21 protein-coding genes are annotated in these 25,002 nt (G+C 75.6%); 2 read left to right on the top strand and 19 right to left on the bottom strand.

Annotation, left to right across the window (positions count from 1 at the left end):
- Positions 1 to 16 precede the first annotated feature (16 nt).
- The 16 genes from AB0I21_RS48120 to AB0I21_RS48045 form a co-directional block, all read right to left on the bottom strand.
- The gene (locus tag AB0I21_RS48120) at positions 17 to 1,042 is read right to left on the bottom strand and encodes an amidohydrolase family protein (RefSeq protein WP_360571298.1); all 1,026 of its coding nucleotides are present in this window, start codon (positions 1,040 to 1,042) and stop codon (positions 17 to 19) included.
- Positions 1,039 to 2,097 (bottom strand): methyltransferase, encoded by a 1,059-nt coding sequence (locus AB0I21_RS48115; protein WP_360571296.1) that lies wholly within the window; start codon positions 2,095 to 2,097, stop codon positions 1,039 to 1,041. Before AB0I21_RS48115 ends, AB0I21_RS48120 begins: the two co-directional genes overlap by 4 nt.
- The gene (locus AB0I21_RS48110) at positions 2,094 to 5,906 is read right to left on the bottom strand and encodes a beta-ketoacyl synthase N-terminal-like domain-containing protein (RefSeq protein ID WP_360571294.1); all 3,813 of its coding nucleotides are present in this window, start codon (positions 5,904 to 5,906) and stop codon (positions 2,094 to 2,096) included. Before AB0I21_RS48110 ends, AB0I21_RS48115 begins: the two co-directional genes overlap by 4 nt.
- On the bottom strand, positions 5,903 to 6,814 hold the full coding sequence (locus AB0I21_RS48105) for a PEP/pyruvate-binding domain-containing protein (RefSeq protein ID WP_360571292.1): 912 nt from the start codon (positions 6,812 to 6,814) through the stop codon (positions 5,903 to 5,905). The genes AB0I21_RS48110 and AB0I21_RS48105 overlap by 4 nt, the downstream gene beginning before the upstream one ends.
- Entirely contained in the window at positions 6,811 to 8,679 is a 1,869-nt protein-coding gene (locus AB0I21_RS48100) for a PEP-utilizing enzyme (protein WP_360571290.1), read from the bottom strand. Before AB0I21_RS48100 ends, AB0I21_RS48105 begins: the two co-directional genes overlap by 4 nt.
- 26 nt (positions 8,680 to 8,705) lie before the next feature.
- Positions 8,706 to 9,413, bottom strand: coding sequence for an HAD family hydrolase (locus tag AB0I21_RS48095; protein WP_344504459.1), 708 nt, complete (start codon positions 9,411 to 9,413; stop codon positions 8,706 to 8,708).
- 46 nt (positions 9,414 to 9,459) lie between these two features.
- Complete coding sequence (locus AB0I21_RS48090; RefSeq protein ID WP_360571288.1) at positions 9,460 to 10,698, bottom strand: beta-ketoacyl-[acyl-carrier-protein] synthase family protein; 1,239 nt, start codon at positions 10,696 to 10,698, stop codon at positions 9,460 to 9,462.
- Complete coding sequence (locus AB0I21_RS48085; RefSeq protein ID WP_344504457.1) at positions 10,698 to 10,940, bottom strand: acyl carrier protein; 243 nt, start codon at positions 10,938 to 10,940, stop codon at positions 10,698 to 10,700. Before AB0I21_RS48085 ends, AB0I21_RS48090 begins: the two co-directional genes overlap by 1 nt.
- Positions 10,937 to 12,046: a beta-ketoacyl-ACP synthase 3 gene (locus AB0I21_RS48080; RefSeq protein ID WP_360571286.1), complete on the bottom strand. Its 1,110-nt coding sequence runs from the start codon at positions 12,044 to 12,046 to the stop codon at positions 10,937 to 10,939. Before AB0I21_RS48080 ends, AB0I21_RS48085 begins: the two co-directional genes overlap by 4 nt.
- Entirely contained in the window at positions 12,043 to 13,002 is a 960-nt protein-coding gene (locus AB0I21_RS48075) for a ScbA/BarX family gamma-butyrolactone biosynthesis protein (protein WP_360571284.1), read from the bottom strand. Before AB0I21_RS48075 ends, AB0I21_RS48080 begins: the two co-directional genes overlap by 4 nt.
- Positions 13,003 to 13,016: 14 nt before the next feature.
- Positions 13,017 to 14,141 (bottom strand): hypothetical protein, encoded by a 1,125-nt coding sequence (locus tag AB0I21_RS48070; protein WP_360571282.1) that lies wholly within the window; start codon positions 14,139 to 14,141, stop codon positions 13,017 to 13,019.
- An 85-nt stretch (positions 14,142 to 14,226) separates the two neighbouring features.
- The gene (locus tag AB0I21_RS48065; RefSeq protein WP_360571280.1) at positions 14,227 to 15,105 is read right to left on the bottom strand and encodes a hypothetical protein; all 879 of its coding nucleotides are present in this window, start codon (positions 15,103 to 15,105) and stop codon (positions 14,227 to 14,229) included.
- On the bottom strand, positions 15,102 to 15,722 hold the full coding sequence (locus AB0I21_RS48060; protein WP_360571278.1) for a DUF6182 family protein: 621 nt from the start codon (positions 15,720 to 15,722) through the stop codon (positions 15,102 to 15,104). The genes AB0I21_RS48065 and AB0I21_RS48060 overlap by 4 nt, the downstream gene beginning before the upstream one ends.
- On the bottom strand, positions 15,716 to 16,345 hold the full coding sequence (locus AB0I21_RS48055) for a hypothetical protein (protein WP_360571277.1): 630 nt from the start codon (positions 16,343 to 16,345) through the stop codon (positions 15,716 to 15,718). The genes AB0I21_RS48060 and AB0I21_RS48055 overlap by 7 nt, the downstream gene beginning before the upstream one ends.
- Positions 16,345 to 17,238: a hypothetical protein gene (locus AB0I21_RS48050; RefSeq protein ID WP_360571275.1), complete on the bottom strand. Its 894-nt coding sequence runs from the start codon at positions 17,236 to 17,238 to the stop codon at positions 16,345 to 16,347. Before AB0I21_RS48050 ends, AB0I21_RS48055 begins: the two co-directional genes overlap by 1 nt.
- The gene (locus tag AB0I21_RS48045) at positions 17,235 to 19,922 is read right to left on the bottom strand and encodes a PEP/pyruvate-binding domain-containing protein (protein WP_360571273.1); all 2,688 of its coding nucleotides are present in this window, start codon (positions 19,920 to 19,922) and stop codon (positions 17,235 to 17,237) included. The genes AB0I21_RS48050 and AB0I21_RS48045 overlap by 4 nt, the downstream gene beginning before the upstream one ends.
- A 204-nt stretch (positions 19,923 to 20,126) precedes the next feature.
- Between AB0I21_RS48045 and AB0I21_RS48040 the strand changes: the two genes are divergently transcribed.
- The gene (locus AB0I21_RS48040) at positions 20,127 to 20,996 is read left to right on the top strand and encodes an LLM class F420-dependent oxidoreductase (protein WP_360571271.1); all 870 of its coding nucleotides are present in this window, start codon (positions 20,127 to 20,129) and stop codon (positions 20,994 to 20,996) included.
- A 144-nt stretch (positions 20,997 to 21,140) separates the two neighbouring features.
- On the opposite strand, the gene AB0I21_RS48035 is transcribed toward AB0I21_RS48040, so the two are convergent.
- The 3 genes from AB0I21_RS48035 to AB0I21_RS48025 all read right to left on the bottom strand — a co-directional run bounded on the left by AB0I21_RS48035 (position 21,141) and on the right by AB0I21_RS48025 (position 23,765).
- Positions 21,141 to 21,794, bottom strand: coding sequence for a MerR family transcriptional regulator (locus AB0I21_RS48035; RefSeq protein WP_360571269.1), 654 nt, complete (start codon positions 21,792 to 21,794; stop codon positions 21,141 to 21,143).
- 36 nt (positions 21,795 to 21,830) lie between these two features.
- Complete coding sequence (gene aroF, locus AB0I21_RS48030) at positions 21,831 to 22,886, bottom strand: 3-deoxy-7-phosphoheptulonate synthase (protein ID WP_360571267.1); 1,056 nt, start codon at positions 22,884 to 22,886, stop codon at positions 21,831 to 21,833.
- A 63-nt stretch (positions 22,887 to 22,949) separates the two neighbouring features.
- Positions 22,950 to 23,765 carry a TIGR03084 family metal-binding protein gene (locus tag AB0I21_RS48025; protein ID WP_344508626.1) on the bottom strand — a complete coding sequence of 272 codons (816 nt, stop codon included), beginning with the start codon at positions 23,763 to 23,765 and terminating at the stop codon, positions 22,950 to 22,952.
- A 336-nt stretch (positions 23,766 to 24,101) separates the two neighbouring features.
- Between AB0I21_RS48025 and AB0I21_RS48020 the strand changes: the two genes are divergently transcribed.
- A complete protein-coding gene (locus AB0I21_RS48020; protein WP_360571264.1) occupies positions 24,102 to 24,863 on the top strand; it encodes an AraC family transcriptional regulator in 762 nt (253 codons plus the stop codon).
- Positions 24,864 to 25,002 lie beyond the last annotated feature (139 nt).

Raw genomic sequence — 25,002 nt, 5'->3', positions numbered from 1 at the left:
CGTCATCGGCCCGGCGTCACAGGCCAGGCAGCATCGCGATCGCCGGCGTGCGTGGCTTCGCGACGCCGGCGCGCCCGTCGAGCGGGCCGTGTTGCTCGTCGAGCAGGCGGTTGGCGTTGCGGGTGGTGAGGGCGCGCCAGGTGGGGTCGACGGTGCCGGCCTGGGCAATGGCGCCGGCGGCCGGGGTCCAGCAGTAGTCGCTGCCGTACAGGACCCGGTCGTCGCCGAACGCGCGGGTCAGCGCCGGCGCGGCGTGCGGGAACGGGGTGCCGGCGATGTCGTACCAGAGGCCGGCGAGCTGCTCGGTGACGGCCGGGCCCGGCACCTGCTCCGGCAGTAGGCCGCGGAACAGCTCGAGACGCTCGGCGAGCACCGGCAGCGCGCCGCCGCTGTGCGAGAAGACCCAGCGGATGTTGCGGTGCCGGTGCACGGTCCCGCTCAGGACGAGGTCGGCGGCCGCCCGGGCCGAGTCGAAGATGAACTCCAGCATCGGCCGGGGACGGCCGCCCGAGACCCGCTCCCAGTTCGGCGGCGACACCGGGTGCACGAACACGATCGCGCCGCGGCGGTCGAGCTCCGCGTACAGCTCGGCGTAGCGCGGGTCGCCGAGGTACACGCCGTGCGCGTTGCTCAGCACGGCCACGCCGGCGGCGCCGAGCTCGTCGAGCGCGTACGTCGCCTCGGCGAGCGCACCCTCCACGTCGGGCATCGGCAGCGCGGCGAAGTGGCCGAAGCGGTCCGGGAACCGCTCCACGACCCCGGCGGAGAACCGGTTCAGGGACCGGGCGAGGGCTCGGGCGGCCGCGTCGACGCCGAAGTGGGTGCCGGGCGAGGAGACCGACAGCACCGCGCGGGCGATGCCGGCCTCGTCCATCATCGCGAGGTGCTCCGGCACGCTCCAGGTGGCCCAGCGGGGCATGCCTTCTGGGTGGACGTGGCCCGCGCGGGTGGCCGCGTCGACGTACTCCGGTGTGACGAAGTGCGAGTGCACGTCGACGAGACCGTTCATGCCGTCACCTCCGCTGCGCTCCGGACCGCTCATGCCGCCACCTCCGCCACGAGCAGGCCGGTGGAGGCGGCGACCGCCCTGCTCTCCCGCAGCCGCAGGCCGGCGCCGGCGAACAGCGCGGCGAACTCGGCCTCGGTGCGCTCCCGCCCCGGGTGCAGGGTCAGCATGATGAGGTCGCGGAGCTTGCCGTCGTGCGGGGTGTCGCCGGCCGGCAGGATCGCGTCGACGACGAGCAGGACGTCGCCCGGGTCCATGGCGCGCCGGACGTTGCGCAGGATCGTCGCGGACTGGGCGTCGTCCCAGTCGTGCAGGATCATCGACATCAGGTACACCTGGCCGTGCCCGGGGACCTCCTTGAAGAAGTCGCCGGCGGCGAGCCTGGCCCGGTCCGCGACCCCGGCGGCGCTGAGCACCTCGGCGGCGTGCACCACGACGTCCGGCCGGTCGAAGACGGTCACCTCCAGATCCGGGTAGCGGCGCAGCAGCGCGGCGGCCAGGTGCCCACGGCCGCCGCCGACGTCCACGAGCGAGCGGACGCCACTGAGGTCGTGCGCCTCGACGGTGGCCGCGTGCAGCTCCCGCGACAGGTCGCCCATCGCGCCGGCGAACACGGCGGCGCGGCCCGGGTCGTCGGCCAGCCGGCTCCACCAGTCCGCGCCGCCGTGCAGGTGCGGGAACGCGGGCGCGCCGGTCTGGACGCTGTACAGGAGCCCGCCGAGCGCGGCGTGCCGCTGGGTGTCGCCCCACAGCCGGGCCCAGTTGCGCAGCGACCCGTCCACGCCGTCGCGGAGCGCCTCGGAGAGCGCCGTGCCCGCGTACGTGCGGGGCGCCACCTCGGTGAACACCCCCTGCGACGCGAGGGCCCGCAGCAGCCGGTGCAGGGCGTCCGGGTCGGTGCCGGTGTGCCCGGCGAGCTCTTCGACCCGGCGGGGCCCGTCGGCGGTCAGGTCCGCGAGCCCGAGCTCCGCGGCGACCGCCACCGCCTGCGTGACCAGGGAGGCGTGCAGCATCCGCATCATCCGCACCCGCACCGTGTCGTCGGCTCTTGGCGCGGCTTCCGGTGGCACGGTCGTGGAAAGCATGGTCATCGCACACCCCCGGCGACTCGGTGATCGGCGACGTCATCCGTGATGACGTCGGTGATGACGTCGGCGGCGGCCCGGTCGGTGGTGACCCGCTCGGCAAGGTAGGCGGCGATCGCCGCGACGCTCGGGCGGTCCCACAGCAGCGAGCTGGGCAGCGCGAACCGCGCCCGGCGGTGCAGCCGCTGCCGGATCGACTCGGACAGCAGCGAGTCGACGCCGAGCTCCGACAGCGGGCGGTGGGCGTCGATCGCGGCGGGGTCGAGGCGCAGCTCGTGGGCGACGACCTCGCGGACCGCGGCCTCCACCTGCTCGGCGAGGTCGTCCCCGGTCAGCTCCGGCCAGCCGGCCACCTCCGGCGCGCCGGCGTCCCCCGCCGGCACCTCGGCGTGCGACACCACGCCGAACCGGACCCCGAGCAGCTCGGCGAGGACCACCCCGTCGAGCCCCGCGACGCGGACGTCGACCACGGTGTCGCCGGACGGCTCGACGGCGACGAGGTCGACCCCGACGAGCGCCTCGTCCGGCGGCGGCCCGGCGACCGCGACGTGCCGCAGCCGCCCCGGCATCCGCAGCCGGGCCGGCGCCGGGAACGTGACCGGCGCCGCCGACAACCCCGCGTCGAACAGCGACGCCCACGTGCGCACCGGCATGAGCCCGTCCGGGTCGGCGGCGATGCGGGCCACCACCCGCCCACCGGTCCGCCGGACCTCACGCACCACCCACGGGAACCCGATCCCGACCACGCCGATCTCGCGCAGCAGGTCCATCACCCGCTCGTCCGGCACGACCACCGCCCCGGCCGGCGGCAACTCCAACCGCCCGAACCCCGCGACCCCGTCGCCGGTGGTGGCGGTGGCGTGGGTGGCCCAGGCGGAGTCGGAGCCGCCGGCCAGCCGGGAGCTGAGGCGGACCGCGCCGTCCTGGCGGACGACCTGCACGTCGCGCGGGGCGCCCAGGGTGAGCGGCACGCGCAGCGTGACGTCGGTCAGGGCGGGCGTCTCGGCGGCCGCGAGCAGGGTCGTGAGGACCACGGCGGCGGGCAGGACCTCGGTGCCGAGGACCCGGTGGCCGCCCGGGTACGGCCGGCTCCCCTCGTCGAGCCGCGTCTGCCACAGCCACACGGGGTCGGTGCCCTGCACGACGGTCCGCCGGCCGAGGACGGTGTGGGCGGTGACGTCGTGCTGCTGCACGGGCTCGGCGGTGGCGGGCTCCGGCTCGGCCCAGAAGCGGCGGTGCTGCCACGCCATCGGCGGCAGCTCCGCGCGGCCGCCGCCGGGGAAGACGAGCGACCAGTCGACCGGCACGCCGGCGCAGTACAGCGCGCCCAGGGTCCCCAGCATCGTGGGCCGCTCCGGCTGGTCGCGGCGCAGGGTCGGCAGGACGGTCGCGCCGTCGGCGGTCTGCAGGATCGAGTGCGCGACGACCGGGTGCGTGGACACCTCCAGGAACACCCGGTGCCCGTCGTCGGTCGCGGCCCGCACCGCCTCGGCGAAGCGCACCGGGTTGCGCAGGTTCGCGGCCCAGTAGGCGGCGTCGCGCGGCGGGTCGGCCCGGGGGTCGGACAGCGTCGTGCCGTAGGCGGGGACCGTGCCGGCCCGCGGGGCGACCCCGACCGCGAGCAGGCCCGGCACGAGCGGGTCCATGTGCGGGCTGTGGAACGCGACGTCGGTGTTGACCCGCCGCGCGGTGAGCCCCGAAGCGGCGAGGAAACGGTCGAGGGCGGCCGCGTCGCCGCTCAGCACCGTCGAGGAGGGCGAGGCGGAGATCGCGGCCACGACGTCCGGCGCGCCGGCCAGGCGCGCCGACGCCTCGGCGAACGGCAGCCCGACCAGCGCCATCGCGCCCTTGCCGGCGGCGTCGCGCAGCAGCCGGGAGCGGCGGCAGATGAGCCGGGCGGCGTCGGTCAGGTCGAGCCGGCCGGAGACGACGGCGGCGGCGATCTCGCCCACTGAGTGGCCGATGACGGCGGCCGGTCGCAGCCCGTACGACATCCAGACGCGCGCGAGGCCGACCTGCATCAGGAACGTGAGCGCCTGCACCCGGCCCACCTCCTCCAGGTCGCCGTCGGCGATCACCTGGCGGGGCGACACCCCGAGCTCCTCGCGGTAGACGGCGTCGACCTCGGCGAACGTGCGCGCCAGCTCCGGCTCGGTCGCCAGCAGCTCGCGGCCCATGCCGATCCACTGCGCGCCGTGGCCGGAGAAGACCCAGACGACCGGGGTGTCGCCGCCGCGCGGCGCGCGGCCCTGGACGACACCGTCCGCGGGGCGGTCGGCGGCCACGGCGCCGAGGCGCTCGATGAGCTCGTCGCGGTCGGCGGCGACGACGGCCGCGCGGACCGGCAGCCCGGTGCGGACCCGGCCGAGGCTCGCGCCGACGGCGTCGAGCGGGTCGCCGCCGGCCGTCACCCAGCCGGCGAGGCGGTCCGCGGTGGCGCGCAGCCCGGCCTCGGTCGCCGCGGACAGCGGGAAGAGCCGCACGCCGGCCGGCGCGGGGACCGCACGGGTCGCGGTGGGCGCCTCCTCGATGATGAGGTGCGCCAGGGTGCCGCCGTAGCCGTAGTTGCCCACCCCGGCGCGGCGCGGGCGGCCGGGCGTCCGCGGCCACGGGGTGCGGTCCCGGGTGACGCGCAGGCCCGAGCCGTCCCACGGGATGCGCGGGTTGAGGCCGGCCCGCGACAGCGTCGCGGGGATCATGTCGTGGCCGAGCGCGAGGACGAGCTTCATGACGCCGACGACGCCGGACGCCGCCTCCAGGTGGCCGAGGTTCGACTTCACGGAGCCGATGAGGCACGGCTCGCCGTCGGACCGGCCGGCGCCGACGGTCGCGGCGAGCGCGGCGACCTCGATCGGGTCGCCGACGCCGGTGCCGGTGCCGTGGGCCTCGATGTAGCCGATGGAGTCCAGCGGCACGCCGGCGTTGCCTGCGGCCTGGCGCATCAGGTGCGCCTGGGCGGTCTCGCTGGGGGCCATGATGCCGTTGGTGCGCCCGTCCTGGCAGACGGCGCCGCCCCGCACGAGCGCGAGGACCTGGTCGCCGTCGCGGATCGCGTCGCTGTGCCGCTTCAGGACGAGCACCGCGCAGCCCTCGCTGCGGACGTAGCCGTTCGCGGCCGCGTCGAACGCCTTCGAGGTCCCGTCCGGCGACAGCGCACCGGCGGCCTCGAGGATCAGCGCGAAGCTCGGGCTCGCCACGAGCATGACCCCGCCGGCGACGGCGAGGGACGTCTCACCGGCGCGCAGGCTCTGGCACGCCTGGTGGACGGCGACGAGCGACGCCGAGCAGGCCGTGTCGACGGTGATGCTCGGGCCGCGCAGGTCCAGGGCGTACGAGACCCGGTTGGCGACGGCGCACATCGACGCGCCGATGCCCGTCCAGGCCTCGACGTTGGGCAGGTCCTCGAGCAGCCGGCGGCCGTAGTCGTCGCAGCAGACGCCCATGAAGACGCTGCCGTCGGTGCCGGCCAGGCTCGCGGGGGCGATGCCCGCGTGCTCCAGCGCCTCCCAGGCGACCTCGAGCGTGACCCGCTGCTGCGGGTCCATGAGCTCCGCCTCGCGGGGCGAGATGCCGAAGAACTCGGCGTCGAAGCCGGCGATGTCGCTCAGGTAGCCGCCGGCGCGCACGGCCCGGGCGACGGCGGCCGCGTAGGCGGGGCCCCTGGCGGCGTACGCGTCCCACCGCCCGTCGGGCACGGCGCCGATCGCGTCGCCGCCCTCGTCCAGCAGCCGCCACAGCGCTTCCGGCGCGTCGATGCCGCCGGGCAGCCGGCAGCCCATGCCGATGATGGCGATCGGTTCGGCGCTGGTGTTCATGTCAGCCCTCCTGGACTCTGCTGGGTGGGGCCGGCGGTGACCGCCGCGCCGATCCACGCGGTGACGCCCTGCCCCGCGGCGAAGCGCGGTGGGCGGGCACGGTTGGACCAGACCGTCTCCGGGCGCCGCTGCAGCAGCACGAGCCCGTCGTCGCCGAACGCGAACTCGACGTCCTGGGCGCGGCCCTCCTCACGTTCGACGCGCTTGCCGAGCGCGGCCAGCTCGAGGACCTCGTCGTCGCTGAGGCACAGCCGCTCCCGCCGCGCGCCGGTGACCGCGACGGCGAGATGCCCGCGGCGGTATTCGATGCGCTTGTCGCCGGCGACCCGTTCGACGACGGTGAGGCCGACCTTGTCGACCGTCCACCGGTCCGGGGTGATCTCACCGCCGACGACGGCGAGGCCGAGCCCCCAGCCGGCCTCCACCACGATGCGGGACCGGTCGCCGGTGACGGGACTGACGGTGAACATGACGCCGGCGGCGCGGGCCCGGACCATCCGCTGCACCACGACCCCCATCCCGGTGCCCGGGGAGCGCGCGGTGCCGGTCCAGCACCGCCGGACGTGGTCGAGGACCGCCTCGGCGCCGGTGACGTCCAGCCAGGTGTCGAACCTGCCGGCGAGGCTGGCCGTGGTGCCGTCCTCGGTGGTGCCGCTGGAGCGCACGGCGACGGCGACGTCCTTGCCGCCGCCGAGTCGCTCGTACGACTGGCGCACGGCGTCCGCGACCGCCGCGGGCACGGTGCCGCGGGCGGCGACAAACGCCCGGTGCGCCGGCACGGTGACGACGAACCCCGCGGAGACCGGCAGCCCGGCTCTGGCCAGCCCGGCGAGCCCGGCCGCCTTCCCGCCGGCCTCGGCCGGGTCGGCGCAGGCCGGGTCGTCGAGCGCTCGGGTGAACACGGTCACGCCGCCGGTGCCGAGCCGGCGCCAGGACCGGGCACCGCGGCGCGGAGCACCGTGACCTCGCCGGTGGTGCCGTCGAGGCGGACCTCGTCGCCGGTGCGCAGCCGGACCGTGGCGAAGCCGGTGCCGACGACGGCCGGCAGCCCGTACTCGCGGCAGACGATCGCGGCGTGGCTCATCATCCCGCCGATGTCGGTGATCACACCGGCCACTGTGGACAGTGCGGGACCCCACGACGGCGCGGTGATCGGGCAGACGAGGATCTCGCCGGGGCGCACGTCGCCGAGCTCGCGCTCGTCGCGCAGCAGCCGCACGGTGCCCTGCGCGACGCCGGGCGACCCGCCGATCCCGCTGACGGCCGCGTCGTCGCCGCCGCCGGTGCCGCCGAGCCACGCCTCGACCCGTTCGGTGGTGATGCCGTAGTTCATGATGGCGAACGGGTCGGTGACCTCGTCCGGCGGCAGCCCGTAGGCCGGCTGCGGCGGCGCGGCCCGCAGCGCGGCGACGATGCCGCGGCGGCGCCCGACCTCCGCCGCCCACCGCCCGGCGCCGCGCGGCGGCACCCCGATCGCCCACGACTGCACGACGTCGTGCAGGACGGCCTCGAGCTCGAAGCGGTTGAGGAAGAACAGGTCGTCGCGTTCGCGGGCGAAGCCGGCGGCGACGAGGAAGTCGCCGAGCTCCCACAGCTTGCGCCACAGCACCGCGTGCGCCCAGTGCTCGACGTGGATGTTATGTTCCTCGATGTACGGGAAGACCCGGCGGGCCAGGGCGAGCAGCTCGTCGAACTGGGCCGCCTCGTCGGGGGTGAGCAGCGCCCGGTGCTCCGCGACGATCTCGTCGCGCTCGGCCCGCAGCCTCGCCACCGGCCGGCGGATGTCCTGCCCGGCGCGCAGCCGCTCGGCGTAGCCCGCGATGCCGGCCAGGGGGATCGCCGGGTTGCCGATCCAGGTGTCCTGGTCGTGACCGAAGCCGTACTCGGCGAAGTAGTGGAACCAGGGGTCCTTCGCCGCGTCGTAGGCGGCCAGCCAGCGCCGCCCCTCCTCGGTGCCGCCGAGCGCGTCGAACACCTTCTGCGGCGCGTCGGCGACGAGCGCCTCGTCGAAGCCGCGGTCGACGCCGAGCTCCACGGCGAGCGCGGCGAGGTCGCGCAGCTCGTCGTCGGGGCGGAAGGCCAGCACGTCGATCCCGGCGACCATCCGGGCGATCCGCTGCTCGCCGATCTCCGGGAACGCCTGCTTGCAGAACTGGAAGAACGCGATGTAGCCGCCGTACCCGAGGTTGAGGAACTCGAAGTGGTGCTGCCACACCAGGAACAGGTCGTCGATCAGCCGCCGGTACGCGGCGATGACGTCCCAGCCGGTGGAGCGGCCCCGCGCCTCGGTGACGACCTCCATCGGCTCCAGCTCCGGCAGCGGCGGGAAGGACACCTGCCGCATGTCGTCGACGACGGCGCCGACCTTCGCCTTCCACCGGTCGTACAGCTCGTCCCAGTGCTGGTAGTAGTAACCGGCGCGGGTCTGGAAGTGTTCGGCGCGGCGGGCGATCTCGTCGGGGTCGGTGACCGGGACGGGGGCGATGTACACGTAGCCGTGCTGCACCCGCAGGTCCAGGCCGAGCGACGACGGCAGGGCGAAGATGCGGGTGCTGTTCTGCCCCGCGCCGAGGTACGCGGCCTCGGCCACGACGCTGCCCAGCGGGTAGCAGCCGCGGGACCAGTGCATCGTGTCGGCGAACCACAGCCGGCCGTCCTCGGGCTGGCGGGTCTCGGCGTCGGGCACCAGGTAGTACGGGTACATCGCCGCCCAGCCCTCACCGCCGGGCGGTGGCGCGATCTCGTGGAAGGACGGGAACCGTCGCTCGGCCATGACTGACCTCCGTTCGCTGTCGCGGGTCAGTCCAGACCCTGCCAATGGGTGCCGGACGCCAGCTCCTCGTCGATCTTCTGCACGAGGTTCTGGTCGATCCGGCGGATGTCCTGCACGGTGTGCCGCACGCCGGTGCGCTCCATCTCGGCGCGCTGGAAGTTGTGTGGCAGGCTGGCCGGCACCCCGGCGAACCCGGCGCCGAGCGCCTTGCACACCTCGGCGACCCGGTTGATGTCGTCGATGAACAGCGCCTGGTGGTACTGCAGGCCGAAGACGTCCCGGACGATCTCCTTGACGCCGGGGCGGACGTCGTTGACGTCGACGTAGGGGATCTCGGCGTCGAAGTAGCGCGCGAGGTGCCCGAGGTGGGTGTCGAACGTGTACTCGCGGTGCCGCCCGCCGTAGCAGGTGAGCCGGGCGCCGGTGGCGTGCAGCGCGGCCAGCATCTCCTCGGCGCCGGGCGACACCTCGACCGGGTGGTCCTTGAGGTACTCCTCGCGCTCGCGGAAGAACGCGGCGATGGTGTCCTTCGCCGACCACGGCAGCCGGCACGCCAGGGCCATGTTCTGCCCGGCGGCGAGCTGCGGCGAGCCCCACACGCCGCGTTCGACCTCGGCGGTGTACGTGCCGCCGTGCTTGGTGACGAACCGTTCGATGACGGGGCTGTACGTGTCGTTGAGCAGGACCCCGTCGCTGTCGATCGCGATCAGCCGGATCGTGCGCAGTGCGGTCATCGTCCCTCCAGAAGGTGTCGGTCAGGCGTTACGGTCAGCCCGTGTTTCAAGCCCGGGTCAGCACCAGCGCCGCGTTGTGGCCGCCGAAGCCCATCGACGTGCTGACCGCGACGTCGAGCGCGGCGGCGCGCGGCGCGCCGTGGACGACGTCGAGGTCGAGCTCGGGGGCGAGGCGGGTCAGGTTCGCGGTCGGCGGCACGCTGCGATCGGCGAGGGCCAGGGCCGTGTAGGCGGCCTCGATCGCGCCGGCCGCGGCGAGCGGGTGGCCGGTGACCCCCTTCGTGGACGTCACCAGCGGGCGGTCGCCGAGGACCCGGCGCAGCGTCCGGCCCTCCACCAGGTCACCGATCGGGGTGGACGGGCCGTGCGCGTTGACGTGGTCGACGTCGCCCCCGCCGACACCGGCGTCGCGCAGCGCGGCCCGCAGCGCCCGTTCGATGCCCTCGCCGCCGGGCTCGGGCGCGGTCGGGTGGTGGGCGTCGGTGCTGGCGCCGTACCCGCGGACGACGGCGTGGATCGGAGCGGTGCGGGCGCGGGCGTCCTCCTCCCGCTCCAGGACCAGCACGGCGGCGCCCTCGGCGGGCACGAACCCGTCCCGGTCGGCGTCGAACGGCCGCGACGCCCGGGCCGGGTCCGCGGACCGCCCGGACAGCGCGCCCATCCGGCCGAGCCCGGCGACGGCGAGCGGGGTCAGCGCCGCCTCGGTGCCGCCGGCGAGCACGACGTCGCAGTCGCCGCTGCGCAGCAGCTCACGGGCCGCGCCGACGGCGGTCGCCCCGGACGCGCACGCGGTCGCGGTCACCCAGCTCGGGCCCTTCGCGCCGACGTCGATCGCGACCTGCCCGGCGACCATGTTCACCATGTACATCGGCACCGTCAGCGGCGAGACCTGCCGCGGCCCGCCGTCGAGCAGGGCGGCCTGCGCGGCGAGCAGCGCGGAGATCCCGCCGAGGGAGTTGCCGATCACCACGCCGACGCGGGCACCGTCCCAGGTGCGTGGGTCGCGGCCGGCCCCGGCGAGGGCCTGCCGGGCGGCGACGATCGCGAACTGCACGAAGCGCTCCAGCTGCCGTGCGGTGAACCCGCCGAGCAGCGCGCCGGGGTCGAAGCCCGGGACCCGGCAGCTGAAGTCGACCGGGCCGCCGGCGAGGCCGGGGTCCGGCGCGGCGCAGGAGACGCCGGACCAGACCCGCTCGCGGTTGGCGGCGACGCCGATCCCGGCCGGCGTCACCAGGCCGAGGCCGGTGATCGCCGCGCCGAAGCCGGGCCGGGTCGCGGGCGGCATCAGGCCACCGCTCCCCTGGCGGCGAGCACCCCGGCGGCGTCGGTGACGGTCATCGTGTCGTGCAGCGCCCCGTCGTCGAGCGGCACCCGGAACTGGTTGCCCAGCACCAGGATCAGCTCGACGAGCACGAGCGAGTCGAAGTTCAGGTCGGCGAAGGTCGCGTCGGGGCGCAGCGCACCCGCGTCGACCTTGAAGTCCTCCACCAGGATCTCGGCGATCCGTGCCTCGATGGCCTGCATCATCGTCCTCTCGGCTGGTCGGTCCCGCCGCCGGACCGGCGGCGCACGGCGGCTGGCGGCTCGGTCAGGTCCGGCCCCTCCACCGGGGCGGTCTCGGGGACGGCGGGGGGCGGGGGGGTGGGCAGGTCGGGCCAGACGGTCGCGGCGGAGCCCCAGGTGAGGCCGCCGCCGAACGCAGCCAGGACCACCCGGTGCCCGGGCCGCAGGTGCCCACCGGCCATGCCGTCCGCGAGCGCGAGGGGCACCGACGCGGCGACCGTGTTGCCGACGGTGGCGATGTTGCTGACGAACCGCTCGGCCGGCACCCGCAGCTCGCGGGCGACGGCGGCGAGGATGCGGGCGTTGGCCTGGTGCAGCACCCAGCGGTCGACGTCGCCGGGCGCCCAGCCCGCGTCGGCGGCGCTGTCCCGGGCGGTGGCCGCCATCCGCGTGACGGCCTGGCTGAACACGGCCCGGCCCTGCATGCGGAAGTACAGGTCGCTCTCCTTGACCGGCTGCCCGGTGGCCCGCTGGCGGGACCCGCCGCCGGGAATCTCGATCAGGCGGTGCCGTGCGCCGTCGCTGCCGAGCCGGACACCCGCCAGCGCGCCGGGTTCGCCCGCGGTGCCGGCGCGCAGCACGACCGCGCCCGCGCCGTCGCCGAAGACCGCCCGGGTGGTGAGGTCGTCGGGGTCGAGCACCGTGGTGAACGCGTCGGCCCCGATCACCAGGGCGCTGTGCGCGGTGCCGGCGGCGAGGAGTCCGGCCGCGGCGCCCAGCGCGTACAGGAAGCCGGTGCACACCGCCCCGACGTCGAACGCGGCCACCGGCCCGAGCCCGAGCCGCACCGCGACCTGCGGGGCGACCGCCGGGCTGAGCTGGTCGGGCGTGCCGGTCGCCACGACGACCGCGTCGACCCCGCCGAGGCCGGCGCTGGCGAGCGCCCGCCGGCCGGCGGCGACGGCGAGGTCGCCGGTCGCCTCGCCGGGGCTCACCACGTGCCGCCGCTCGATGCCGGTGCGGGCCCGGATCCACTCGGCGTCCGCCTCCCACCACGCGACGAGCTCCTCGTTGGGCACCACGGTCGAGGGCAGACACGCCCCGACCCCGGCCAGCACCGCGGCGGTCATCGGGACCCTCGCGGCGCGGCGACCGTCAGGCGGGCCGTGGCCACGTCCACGCCGGACTGGGTGCAGCGCACGTCGACGGTCCAGCCGGCCGGGCCCGCGCCGACCGGCTCGGCGGTCAGCGTGAGGGGCAGGTCGAGCTCGGCGTACCGGGCGAAGGTCGCGTCGAGGGCGACGAGGCTCGTGCGGTCGGGCCCGGCGCCGCCCCACGCATGCGTGGCGAGGACGGCGAGCTGGCGGGCCGCCTCGGTGAGCACCATCGCCGGCACGTGGTCCTGAGCGTGGTCGAACAGGCTCGGGTTCTCCACCGGCACCCGCAGCCGCGCGGTGACCGGCCCGCCCGCCGTGCCGACGTCCAGCAGCACCGCGTCGGTGGCCCGCAGCCGGCCGACCCGCCGCGGGTCCACGGGCACGCCCGGGGTCGGCGGCAGGCCGTCGGAGCTCGGCGGGGGGTCGCCGCCGGGGCGGGCGCGGCGGCGCACGGAGGCGTAGGCGGCGGCGGTCACGTAGCGCACGTCCATCCGGACCTGCCCGACCCACGCGTGCCGCGCCCACAGCCCGAAGTCGTAGCTCAGGCCGCTGAGCCGTCCTCCGATGCGGGTCTCGCCGCCGGTACCGGCGGTCAGCTCCAGCTCGGTCGGGTCGTCGCCGGGCGCCGCGACGGGGAACCGCGCGGACCACTCCCGCAGCACGAACCGGTCGCCGGCGGGGACGCCGAACAGCACGTGCGCGGCGTACGTCTCGGCCTGCCGGGCGCACTCCAGCAGCAGCATCGGGTCCAGATCGCGGCTCGGGCCGGTGTGCCCGCCGTAGTGCGGGTGCGCCGGCGGGAGCAGCGCCGCGGCGACGAACCCGCCGTCGCCGGTCGGCACCAGGTCGGCGAGGAACGTCTCGCCGGCGTGCCGGCGGTGCAGCAACGTGCGGTCCACCGTCGTGGCGTACCGGAGCGGCGTCGACATCGAAGCTCCTCTCCTCAGACCAGGACCGGGTCGCCGGCCACGGCCGCGAGCACGGCGGCGGCCGGGCTCACCGGATCGCGGGCGAACAGGGTGGTGAGGCACCGGTGCGGGTCGGCGTAGGGCGCCGGGCCGGCCAGCCGCCGGGCCGCGGCGGCGACCTCGGCCGCGGCCGGTGGCGGGCCGCCGAGCTCGTCGAGCAGCCGGCCGGCCCGCCGCACCCAGCGGTGCAGGTGCCGCCGCGAGAACGAGTCCGGCGTGGTCCGGCTCAGCCCGGCCACGAGGTAGCAGCGCAGCCCGAGCGCGACCGCGGCGGCGCCGTGCTCGGCCCGCAGCGGCCCGGCGTAGTCGTCGAGGGTGTACCCGCGCCAGTCGCCGTGCCGGGCCGCCCGGGCGATCCCGCCGATCGGGACGCGCGGGAACTCCAGCCGGGTCACCCGCGCCCCGAGCACGCCCAGCACGTGGGCGATGATGCGGTAGTCGGTGCGCAGCTCCACGTCGTGCAACAGGACCACGTGGTCGTGCCCGGGCAGCCGCGGCACCAGCTCGCCGAGCGTCGACATCAGGTAGTTGGCGTGCCCGTCGGCGGTGACGGCGGTGCGCAGCGGCAGGCCGGCGGCGGTCGCGTCGAGGAACACCGGCGCGCCGAACGGCCGGCCGTCGACGCACACGTGATGCCGCGTCAGCAGCCGCACGAGGTCGCCGGCCGGAAGCACCGGCGGCCGGGGGTCGGCCAGGCCGGCGTCGGTCATGCCGAGGTCGCGGTAGTGCCGCCGCCAGATCTCCAGCACCCGCAGGCTCGCCGGGTGCGCCCAGCCGCCGGCGGCGCGGCGCACGTACGGCGCGATCGCCGCGGCCGGCGCCCGGGGCGAGCGCTGGAACTGCACGTACAGCTCGCCGATCCCGGCCTCGCCGAGCGCGTCGAACGCGACGTCCGGGTGCCGGCGGTCCAGGTACTCCCAGAAACCGGCGACCTGCCGGCTGCCGGCGTGCGCGAGGGGGTGGTAGAGCAGCGTGACGTCCGTGAACGCCGACGTCGCCCGGTGCAGCACGTCCGCGGAGAGCAGCAGCTTCAGGTGCGACGGGGTGAGCGGCTTCGTCGGGCTGGCGGTCACCGGCGCCACCAGCACCTTCCCGGTCATGCCGCCACCTCCGCTGCGCTCCGGCGTCGGCCTGACCTACACCCTGCAATACTGATTCGCAGCCCTCCGCTGCGCTCCGGCCCGCTCATCGGGTGTCCCCGCGGTCGGCGAGCGCGGCCCGCAGGCGGGCGATCGTCGCCTCGGCCTCCGGCACCGTGCAGTAGCCGGGGCTGGCGATGAAGCCGCGGCCGCTGGGCACGTCGCCGACCCGCGGCACCAGCCACGTGTGGAAGTGCTCGGCGCCTTCCATGCAGGAGAACACGTGGACCCGCGGCGCGCCGGTCGCCTCCTTCAGCGGTCCGACGAACCGGCGGATGAGCGGGCCGATCGCGGCCGCCTCCGCGTCGTCCATCTCCGCGAAGTCCAGGAAGTGCCGGTAGGACTCGATGAGCAGCGTGCCGGCGGGCCAGTAGGCGGTGGGGCCGTGCCCGACGCGGAACATGCCGTCGGCGACCAGGTAGCCGCCCGGCGGCGCGGTCGTGCCGCCGTACGCCGGGAGGGTGCCGCCCTTGTACTTCACGCAGATGAGGCACTCGTGCGGGATCGGCGCGTGGTGGCTCAGCAGCCGGCTGAACGGGTCGCGGAACTGGGCGAGCGGCTCCAGCTGCGCGTGCCGCATGTACCAGTCGTCCAGGGCCGCCGCGGCGCCGGCCGGGTCCGCGACCCGCTCCGCCCGCACCGCCTCCCAGCGCCCGCGGGCCTGCTCGGCGTCGACGCCCTCCAGCCGGGCGACGTCCTCCCACGAGCCGCCGCCGGCGCGGACGTGGTGGACGATGGCGTCGCGCAGCAGCGGCAGCTCACCGGAGAGCAGCGCCCACAGCCGTTGCGGGACGTCGGGGTCCGGCGCGGCGACGGCGACCCGGAACTCCTCGGCGAGGTCCCGCAGCCGCGTGGAGAGCGCGAGCCGGGCCAGGTCGGCGTCGGTGAAGTTGGTGACGTCCACGGTGGTGCCTCCGCTCGTCATGAGGTCTCACTCAGCCAGGTGTAGGGCCGCAGCGCCCCGCCCGGGCCGGGCAGCACCCGCGCGTAGGCGGCGGCACCGAGGCCGGCCGGGTCCAGCTCGGGGCGGTGCAGCAGCCGCAGCGGCTCGTCCGGGTCGAGCCGGTCCAGCAGCACCGCCTCGGCGACCGTGTGGTGCAGGTGCACCAGATAGTCCACAAGGGACAGACCGGCGGTCGCGATCCACAGTGGACGTCCGGTGGTCCCGTCGGGCAGCTTCGGCAGCCGGCCGGTGACGGGCCGCAGCAGCCGGACCGGCCCCGGCCGGTGCGCGCCGGTGAAGGGCCCGAGCCAGGCGGCGCCGCCGGCGCTGCGGCGCACGTCGCCGGGGCGCAGGTTCACCGGGTCGCCGAACAGGAACACCGCCCGCGTCCAGGAGCGCCGCCACCGGTCCGCCTCCGCCGTGCCGAGCCCGCCGGCGAAGCGGGCCGCGCCGGCGGCCAGGCCGGCCGGGTCGAGCTCGCGCAGCACCACCAGCACGGTCGTGTCGGCGGGCTCCGGCGTCGCGCCGCCGGTGACCCAGTTGACCCGATCGGCCAGCAGGTCCGCCAGGGCAGCCCCGCGCGGGGTGCCGGTCAGCATCGCGGCGCCCCGATCGCGGCGGCCACCTTGGCGAGGACGGCGTCCGGGCCGGCGGTCGCGTCGAGCACGGTGACCGGCAGGTCGCGGATCTCGGCCAGCATGGCGCCGCGCAGGTCGCGCTGCATACGGACGAACCCGTCGCGGGTGGCGGCCGGGCCGTAGTGCTCGAACGCCGTGGCCCGCGCGCCCTCCCCGGACCGCTGCCAGGTGACCTCGGGCGGGACGTCGAGGTAGACCACGCCGGCCGGCTGCGGCATGGCCCGCCACGCGGCGAACGTCGGCTCGTGCGTGACGCCCAGCAGCGTGCACGCGGCGAGCACCTTGTAGTAGTACGAGTCCATCACGACCGGGCCCGCCGTCCCGGCGCGGCGCAGCAGCTCGTCGCGCTGGTGCAGGATCACGGCGTGCAGCACCGTCAGGACCAGCTCGGCGGAGTACCGGGTGCCGGCGTGGCGCAGCGCCTCGTCGACCCAGCAGCCGCGCAGCGTCCGTACCAGGGGATGCGCGTCGAGGAACGCGTCGTCGTGCGACACGACCTGCCAGCCGACCTCGTCGCGCACCCGGGCGAGGGCCGAGGACTTGCCGGCGAAGTCGGGGCCGAGCAGCACCCAGAAGTCCGTCATCAGAGGTGCCCTTTCGTGAGCCAGCCGACGAGCAGGAAACTGGTGTACATCGCCGGCACGTAGGCCAGCGTCGGCAGCAGCGGCCAGCGGGTCGCGCCGGCGGCGAACCGGGCCGCGGCGAGCCCCGGCAGCAGCAGCGGGGCGAGGATCAGCCAGCCCCACCCGTCGCCGTGCCACGGCCGCAGCGCCACGAGCACGATGACGGTCGCGGCGAGGGCGGCCCCGAACGCGGCGAGGGACGTGCCGTCGGGGCCGAGGGCGGTGACGTAGCTGCGTTCGCCGTCGCCGGGCGCCCGGGTCGCCTTGCGCCCCAGCTCCATGCACAGCGCCGCGACGGTCACCGCCAGGATCACGACCGGCCCGGACCCGTCGGCCCGCACGCCTTCGGCGCGCAGGAAGCCCACGTACACGTACAGGCTGAGCATCGACAGGATCGGCAGGTTCACCGCGAGCTGCAGGACGAGCTGCCCGCGCCGCGGCCACCCGGCCCGCCGTTCGAGCGTCACGACGAGCGTCGTGTAGGCCATCTGCCCGGCGAGGACGGCCAGCGCGGCGCCCCGGCCGGCGTTCAGCGCGAGCAGGGCCACGCTGCCGGCGGCGACGAGCAGCACCAGGTCCCGCTCCGCGACGAGGCCGCTGGGCAGGGGGCGGCCCGGGTTGACCCGGCGGTCGTAGTCGGCGTCGCGGATGTCGTCCAGCGCCCGGATCAGCAGCATCGTGACGACCAGCGTCACGCTGGTGACGGCCAGCTCCCGGTCGGGGCGCCACACGCTCACCGGCGCGCTCAGGCAGGCGAACAGGGCGGTCAGGCCGAGCGCCCACGACAGCGTGTACGGCAGCTGCACCGACGGGCGGTAGGCGGCCGCGACGTAGCGGCCCCACCGGCCGATCACGGCGTGCCGTCCAGGATCCGCACGACGCCGGCGGCGCCGTCGACCTCCAGCAGCGCCCCGTCGGGGATGCGGGTGGTGGCGCCGGCGACGGCGACGACGGTCGGGATGCCCAGCAGCCGCCCGGTGACGGCGGTGTGCGACAGCAGGGTGCCGCGCTCGACGACGAGCGCCTTCGCCGACATCATCAGGAACAGCCAGCCCGGGTCGGTCTCGCGGGCGACGAGGATGCGGTCGCCGGTCTGCTCCGCGGTGACCGACGGGTCGAGCACGACCATGGCCCGGCCGCGGACGGTGCCGGCGCTGGACGCCAGGCCGGTCAGCACGTTGCTGTCGTCCACATCGGACGCCGGCGGTGCGACGTCGGTGAGGGCGAGCGTCAGCGGCCGGTCCGCGACGGTCTCCAGCCGGGCCGGCAGCTGCCGGTCCTCGGCCGTCCACCGCTCCCGCTCCGCCGCCCGGACCGCGGCCAGCCCGCGCAGGTCGGCGCCGGCCACGGTGCCGTCGAACGCGCCGAGGACCTCCTCGACGGTCAGGTCGAGCACGTCGCGGGGCCGGTCGAGGCGGCCCGCGGCGACCAGGTGCTCGCCCTGGCGCAGCAGCAGCGCCCGCAGGTCGCCGATGAGCTGGCTGCGGCAGAACCTGGTGTCCTCCCGGTTGCGCAGGAACGTGCGCATGGCGTCGAACAGGAACCGCAGCACGGTTCGCTTGACCGGGTTGCGGCAGTGCCGGCGCAGCTCCTGCCACGCCTCGGCGCGCACCCGCTCCCCCGTGGCGACGCTGGCGGCGACGGTGCGGCCCTGGCGCAGGTACGCCCGGACGGCCGGCAGGACCGTCCACGGCGCCTGCCGGGGCGTCATCGACTCGAGCTTGTTGTCCTGGATGGCGCGGTCGCCGTAGCGTTCGACGTGCTCGCGCAGCAGGACCGCGACGGTGTCGCCGTAGGCGCCGCCGCTCAGCCGCGCCCAGAGCCGCTCGGTGTCGTCCCCCGCCGCCAGCAGCGCGTCCCGCAGCGGCGGCACGTCCGCCACGTGCTCGGCGATCGCGACCAGCGAGTGCACGGCGAGCGCGGAGCGGTTGACGGCGCCGCCGCTGAGCATGCCGTTGAGGACGCTGCGGTCCGCGTCCGGCGCCCACCGGCGCAGCGCGCCGTTCGCCGCCCACGTGGAGGCGAAGAGCGCCAGCCCGTTGATCAGGGTCAGGCCCCAGCGCTCGCCGACCTCCGTCCACAGTGTCCGGTAGGCGGCCACCACCTCCGACGGGCTCATCCGGGCCACGTCCAGGTTCGCGTGCCGCTCGTCCCACCAGCCCAGGAACTCCCGGATGCGGCGCGGATGGCCGGCCAGCCGCCAGCCGATCTCGGCCAGGCTCAGCACCTTCGTCACCGGGCCCACGCGTCGGCGCCCCGGGTCCCGCCCGGCCAGCCCGAGGCCCTGCTCCCAGGTCGGGAAGAGCGGGCGGAAGCAGCGCATCATGCGGTGCAGCCGGTACCAGTTGTCGATGGCGTAGTAGATGTGCCCGTCGAGGTACCCGATCATCTGCCCCAGCAGCGGCCGGTGCGCGCGCAGCGTCTCGGCGGGCACGCCCATCCTGCGGTACAGGTCGGTGAACCCGGCCTCGATGAGCGCCCGGCCCATCGAGTAGGTCAGCGCGCAGCTGACGCCGGGGAACGTCTCGGTCGCGTTGTTGTTGTCCCACAGCAGGGTCGGCGCCGCCGCGGCGCTCACCACCGGCCGGGCCTGGACGAGGTGGACCCGCCCGTCGGCGGTGATGGTGCCCTCGATGTCCTGGGGGCCGCCGAAGTGCGCCTCCACCCGCAGCGCCAGCGCGGCCAGGTCGAGCACCTCGGCGTCGCTGAGCACCGGCAGCGCCGCGCGGTCCGGGTCGACGGGGACGTCCACGACGCCGGCCTCCGGGCGCAGCGGGTCGCGCCCGACGGCGCGGGTCTTCGTCCCGACCCGCGCCTCGACCGCGCGGGTGGCGCGGTCGACGAAGAAGTGGTCGACGTCGGCCTTCTCCTGCACGACGCCCTCGCCGATGCCATACGCGGCGGCGATGACGCACCGGTCGGCGCCGTCGCGCGGGTCGCGGGTGAACGCGACGAACGACCGCTCGCCGAGCACCATGCGCTGCACGCCGACGGCGACCCGGGCGGCGAGCGGGTCCATGCCCTTGTGCAGCCGGTAGAGCACCGCCTCGGGGTTGAACGCCGACGCCCAGCAGTCCGCGACCCGGTCGGCGACGTCGGCGCGGCGCACGTACAGGAAGCTGTCGCTGAGACCGGCGAACGGGTCGGTGGCCGAGTCCTCCCCGACACCGCCGGCCGCGGGCACCACGCAGGCACGGACCGCGACCAGCCCGCCGGGGCCGGCGATCGCGTCGAAGCGCTCGTCCAGCAGCCGGCGCAGCGTGTCCGGGACGCCGGCGCGGCGGACCGTCTCGCGCAGCTCCCGCGCCCGGTCGACGGTCGCGCCGCCGGTGCCGCCTGCCTCACCGGCGGCGGCCGGCACCGGCCCGACGACGGCGTCGAACACCGGGGCCGGCACGCACAGCAGCGGCGGGATGGTGAACCCCGCGGCCGCGAGCTCGGCCTGCCGGGCGAACTTGTTGCCGCACAGCGCGGGGTCGGCGAGCGTGGCGGCGTCCTCGGCGAGCCAGTCGAGCTGGGCCAGGTCATGGTTGTCCAAGGCGATCCCCCCGAAGTCGCTGTGTGCTGGTGCCGGCAGATCACGCGTGCGCCGCGGTTCTGCGGCGGGAATCTGCGGATGAACGCGACGTGAACGCGATGAGGAAAGTCAATCACGAGGGGCCGTGCGGCAACTTCTCGTGCAGTGCTCAATCGACCTCGGTGCACTTCCGCCGCCGCGACGGCGCGCCGTAGGTTCGGCGGCATGAAGATTGGCCTGCACATCGCGGACTTCACCTATCCGGCCGGTCCCGCGGGTCTCGCCGACGACCTCACCCGCATCGTCGTCGCCGCCGAGGAGGCCGGCTTCGCCCGGGTCAGCGTCATGGACCACGTGTGGCAGATCCCGGCCGTCGGGCCTGTGCACCACGACATGCTGGAGGCCTACACGACGCTGGGGTTCATCGCCGCGCGGACGTCCACTGTGGAGCTTCTGGCCTGGGTCAGCGCGGTCACGTACCGGCACCCGGGCATGCTCGCGAAGCTCGTCAGCACCCTGGACGTGCTGTCGAAGGGCCGCGCGTGGCTCGGCATCGGCGCCGCCTGGAACGGCGAGGAGGCGGCCGGGCTCGGGCTGCCGTTCCCTCCGCTGGGCGAGCGCTTCGAGCGGCTCGACGAGACCCTGCGGATCTGCCGGCAGATGTGGAGCGGCTCCGAGGCGCCGTTCGAGGGCCGGCACTACACGCTCGGGCGCACGCTGAACGCGCCGCAGCCGCTGCGCCGCCCGCCGATCCTCATCGGCGGCGGCGGCGAGCGCCGCACTCTGCGCCTGGTCGCCCGGCACGCCCAGGCGTGCAACCTGTTCGCCGGCACCGACCTGGCGCACAAGCTCGACGTGCTGCGCGGGCACTGCGCCACCGAGGGCCGCGACTACGACGACATCGAGAAGACGGTCCTGGTCCAGCTGGACCCCGGCGACCGCGGCGAGCACATCGACGCGCTGCGCGCCCAGCTGGAGGGCTTCGCCGCGCTCGGCTTCGCCGAGGCGCACTGCTGGCTGCCCCGGATGTGGCAGACCGAGCGCCTGGCGCTGCTGGGGCGCGAGCTCGTCCCCGCCGCCGCGGCCCTGCACTGAACGGATGCCCAACCCGGCCCTGCGCTGACCGGCGGGCCGGGGCCGCCCTGCGCTGCAACGGGTGCACTGCCGGGGCGCACCACCGGCGGTGCGCCCCGGCCCGCGCCGGCGGGGCACGGGCGGGGCGCGGAGGCAGACCGGCGGCTACGCGGCCGCGGACGGTGCAGGAGCGGGCGACGGCACCGGCACCGGCTCCCGCGGCGTGGCCCGCTCGGAGCGGGTGGAGAGGTGGTGCTCGACGGCGAGGCGGCGCAGGGCGTCGAACGCCGCGTCGAGGGTCACCAGGCGGGCCATCAGCGTCGCCCGGCCCGGCTCGGCCGGCAGCAGCTCGAGCTGCCGGGCGACCAGCCGCTCGGCGGTGTCGGCCAGCACGGCCAGGTCGGCGCCGTCGAGCAGGGCGACGGCATGGGCGAGCAACTCACGCTCGGGCCCGTCCGGCTTGACCTGCCAGCCGCAGCGGTCCAGCAGCGCGTCGACCTCGGCGGGCGCGGTCGCGGGCGTCGGCGTCTCGGTCGCCGGCGGCCGGACGCCGCGCGCCCGGCCGAGGACGCCGTAGAGCTCCGCGGTGGGGACCGCCGGGTTGTCGAGGGCCTGCAGCACCTCACCGGCCGCGGCGATGCTGAGCTGGCCCATGCCGGTCAGCACCCGGATCAGCCGGAGCCGGGCCAGGTGCGCGTGGCCGTACACGGCCTGGTTGCGCGCGGTGGGGGTGCCCGGCGGCAGGAGGCGCTCCCGCAGGTAGAACTTGATCGTCGGCACCGGGACGCCGCTGCGACGGCTGAGTTCGGAGATGCGCATCGCACTGGGCATGGGCTTCCTCATCCGTAGCGGTGGTCAGCCGGCGAGCCGGTAGCGCGGGGCGGCGGTGGTGCGGCCCAGCACGGTGGTGAGGTCGTCGAGCTGGCGGGCGAGCGGCAGCAGCTCGGGACCGGTCAGGGCCTGGCCCCCGTCGCAGCGGGCCTGCTCGGGGCGCGGGTGCACGTCGATGATGACGCCGTCGGCGCCGGCCGCCACCGCGGCGCGGCTCAGCGGCGCGACCAGGTCGCGGCGGCCGCCGGAGTGCGACGGGTCGACGATGACCGGCAGGTGCGACAGGTGCTGCACCAGCGGGACCGCGGCGATGTCGAGGGTGTTCCTGGTCGCCGGCTCGAAGGTCCGGATCCCGCGCTCGCACAGCACGATGTCGAGGGTGCCGGCGCGCGCGATGTACTCCGCGGCCATCAGCCACTCCTCGATCGTGTTCATCATGCCGCGCTTGAGCAGCACCGGCCGGCCGGCCGCCCCGACCGCCTGCAGCAGCGGGAAGTTCTGCATGCTGCGCGTGCCGATCTGCAGCATGTCGGCGTAGCTGGCGACCAGCTCGACGTCGCGGACGCTCAGCACCTCGGTGACGACCGGCAGCCCGGTGCGGTCGCGGACGTCGGCGAGGATCTTCAGGCCCGCCTCGCCGAGGCCCTGGAAGGCGTACGGCGACGTGCGCGGCTTGAAGGCCCCGCCGCGCAGCATGGTCGCGCCGGCCGACCGGGCGATCTGCGCCGCCTCGGTGGTCTGCGCCGCCGACTCGACGGCGCAGGGACCGGCGATGAGGGTGAACGTGCCGGGGCCGATCGTCACGCCGCCGACCTCGACGGCGGAGCGTTCCGTGCGGTGTTCGCGGCTGACCAGCTTGTAGGAGGTCGAGATCCGCCGGACCCGGCCGACCCCGCGCATCTCGTCGAGGCGGAGCGTGTCGATGAGCGCCAGGTCGCCGGTGACGCCGATGAAGGTCCGCCCGGACCCACCGGCGACGCTGAGGCGGCCCACGCTCGCTTCGCCGCCCGCCGACTCGACGGCCGCGACGACGGCGTCCACGTCGTCGGCGGTCGCGTCCGGGGACATCACGATGACCATCAGCGACATTCCTCTCGTCGGCGCGCACCGCCGGGCACGGCGCCCGGCGGTGCGGGCGGGTCGTCAGGCGAGCTGGTGGGGCTTCGCGAACTGTCCGGGCGCGCGGCCCTTGCCGGCCGGGCCGCGGTAGGCCTGGGCCACCTCGAGCCACGCCTGCGCGTCGGCGCCGGTGGCGACGAGGTCGAGGTCGGCGTGGTGCCGGCGGCGGGTCGCGAGGAGGCACAGGTCGACGGCGGGGCCGGTGATCGTCTGGGTCGCGTCGTCCGGCCCGAACACCCACTGGGCGCCGGAGGGCGCGGTGACCTCGAAGCGGAACTGCCCGGCCGGCGGGGTCATGTCGTTGGACTGGTAGCCGAACTCCCAGGTGTGCACGACGAAGCCGACGACCCGCTTGAGGCGGTCGGTGTGCTGCCGCTGGACCCCGAGCCCGTCGGCGATGTCCTGGCCGTGGGCGAAGAGCTCGGTCATGCCGGCCGCGCACAGCACGGGGGCGGGGATGGGCCGGACGAGCCACGGCACGAGAGTGCCGTCGGCGACGCCGGCGAGCGCGGCGGTGCCGGCGTCGCGCTCGGCCCGCCAGCGGGCGACCAGCGCCTCGCGGGGCAGCACGAGGTACTCCTCCAGCGCGGCGTTGACGGCCTTGTCGAAGGCGCCGAAGCCGGTGCCGATCCGCTGGGTCAGCGCGGTGAACGCCTCCGGGGTGCCGGCCGCCAGGCCCGCGATGCGGAAGACGAATGCGAGGTGGCCGACCTGGTGGGCCACGGTCCAGCCTTCGGCGGGAGTCGGCAGCGTCCACTGGGACTCGTCGAGGTCGGCGACCATGCGGTCGACGGCCTCGGCGTCGGCGGTGAGGTCGGCGATCACGTCCTGTGCGGTCACGGTTCAGCCTCCGGTCGAGTGGGTACGCGGGAGTGGGTCGGATGGACGAATCAAGCCTGCGGCGGGCGGGGCGCCGTGTCTTCTCCGCCTGTGCCGTGTGGCGACCGTGCCGTTCCACGGGCCGGTTCGCGGGCCTGCCAGCGCTCCTGCCGCCGCACCGCCGCTGGAGCCCCGCTGAAGTCTCGCTGGAGTGTCGCTGGACTCCGCGTATTCGCAGCCTGTGGGGCCTTTCGAGCGCCGCTTGCCGGACGTTGCCGGTGCCGATCCGGCAGTCATACGGTCACAGAACGCAGCACACGTTCGGTCGTTGCGAACCACCGCCGAATGGAGAGAGCCATGGACAGTGTTTCGGAACGGGCCGTCGGACGAGCGATCGACGTGATGGTGGCCAATCTGGGCGAGCCACTCACGATCGACGACATGGCCGCGAGTGCGATGTTCAGCAAGTTCCACTTCACGCGGGTGTTCCAGCGCGTCACCGGGGTGTCCCCAGGCCGCTTCCTGTCGGCGCTGCGGCTGGAGGAGGCGAAGAAGCTCCTCGTGTCGACGCCCTGGACGGTCGCCGACATCAGCCACCGGGTCGGCTACAACAGCATCGGCACGTTCAGCTCACGCTTCAAGAGCAGCGTCGGGGTGTCGCCGACGGAGTACCGCCGCCTCGGCGGCCGGGACGTCCGCTCGCCGCGCTCCCCCTACGACCGCCCGGGCGGCGCCACCATCCACGGTCAGGTCATGCCGGCCGGCGACCGCGAGATCGGCGTCCTCTTCATCGGCCTGTTCCCGGACCGGATCCCGCAGGGCCGCCCGACACGGTGCGCGACACGGCGCGGCCCCGGCCGGTTCGTCATGGAGCACGTGCCCGCCGGCACCTGGCACATGATGGCCCACTCGGAGCCGGTGGGCGGGTCGCCGATGCTGGTCGGCATCGAGGGCCCGATCGTCGTGCACCACGACGGCGACCGGCTGCTGGCGAACCTGTGCCTGCGCCCCAGGTCGGTCTTCGACCCGCCGATCCTCACCGCCCCGCTCAACTCGCGGGCGCTGAACGTCCAGCACCTGCCGCTGAACACCGACGTGGTCCTGCCGGCGGCCGCATGAGGATGGCTTCCCCAACGCGCGCCCGTCGGGACCTCGGTCCGCGACGGGCGCGCACGTCGCGCGGCCGGGTGGGCTCGACCCCCCGGCCGTATGTCGTGCGCGCCCGTAAGGACACCGTCGAGAACAGCCGTGGACACGC

Source organism: Dactylosporangium sp. NPDC050588 (assembly GCF_040654975.1).
Taxonomy (GTDB): Bacteria; Actinomycetota; Actinomycetes; order Mycobacteriales; family Micromonosporaceae; genus Dactylosporangium; species Dactylosporangium maewongense.
The sequence above is the reverse complement of the archived record's forward strand: the minus strand, read 5'-3'. Positions and strand labels throughout refer to the sequence as shown.

Coding starts and splice junctions, on each gene's coding strand:
- AB0I21_RS48070 (WP_360571282.1), bottom strand. CDS start 14,141: ATGACCGGGAAGGTGCTGGTGGCGCCGGTGACCGCCAGCCCGACGAAG.
- AB0I21_RS48055 (WP_360571277.1), bottom strand. CDS start 16,345: ATGACGGACTTCTGGGTGCTGCTCGGCCCCGACTTCGCCGGCAAGTCC.
- aroF (WP_360571267.1), bottom strand. CDS start 22,886: ATGGTCATCGTGATGTCCCCGGACGCGACCGCCGACGACGTGGACGCC.
- AB0I21_RS48065 (WP_360571280.1), bottom strand. CDS start 15,105: ATGACGAGCGGAGGCACCACCGTGGACGTCACCAACTTCACCGACGCC.
- AB0I21_RS48090 (WP_360571288.1), bottom strand. CDS start 10,698: ATGCCGCCCGCGACCCGGCCCGGCTTCGGCGCGGCGATCACCGGCCTC.
- AB0I21_RS48085 (WP_344504457.1), bottom strand. CDS start 10,940: ATGATGCAGGCCATCGAGGCACGGATCGCCGAGATCCTGGTGGAGGAC.
- AB0I21_RS48110 (WP_360571294.1), bottom strand. CDS start 5,906: ATGAACACCAGCGCCGAACCGATCGCCATCATCGGCATGGGCTGCCGG.
- AB0I21_RS48080 (WP_360571286.1), bottom strand. CDS start 12,046: ATGACCGCCGCGGTGCTGGCCGGGGTCGGGGCGTGTCTGCCCTCGACC.
- AB0I21_RS48040 (WP_360571271.1), top strand. CDS start 20,127: ATGAAGATTGGCCTGCACATCGCGGACTTCACCTATCCGGCCGGTCCC.
- AB0I21_RS48020 (WP_360571264.1), top strand. CDS start 24,102: ATGGACAGTGTTTCGGAACGGGCCGTCGGACGAGCGATCGACGTGATG.
- AB0I21_RS48075 (WP_360571284.1), bottom strand. CDS start 13,002: ATGTCGACGCCGCTCCGGTACGCCACGACGGTGGACCGCACGTTGCTG.
- AB0I21_RS48060 (WP_360571278.1), bottom strand. CDS start 15,722: ATGCTGACCGGCACCCCGCGCGGGGCTGCCCTGGCGGACCTGCTGGCC.
- AB0I21_RS48095 (WP_344504459.1), bottom strand. CDS start 9,413: ATGACCGCACTGCGCACGATCCGGCTGATCGCGATCGACAGCGACGGG.
- AB0I21_RS48100 (WP_360571290.1), bottom strand. CDS start 8,679: ATGGCCGAGCGACGGTTCCCGTCCTTCCACGAGATCGCGCCACCGCCC.
- AB0I21_RS48035 (WP_360571269.1), bottom strand. CDS start 21,794: ATGCGCATCTCCGAACTCAGCCGTCGCAGCGGCGTCCCGGTGCCGACG.
- AB0I21_RS48115 (WP_360571296.1), bottom strand. CDS start 2,097: ATGACCATGCTTTCCACGACCGTGCCACCGGAAGCCGCGCCAAGAGCC.
- AB0I21_RS48120 (WP_360571298.1), bottom strand. CDS start 1,042: ATGAGCGGTCCGGAGCGCAGCGGAGGTGACGGCATGAACGGTCTCGTC.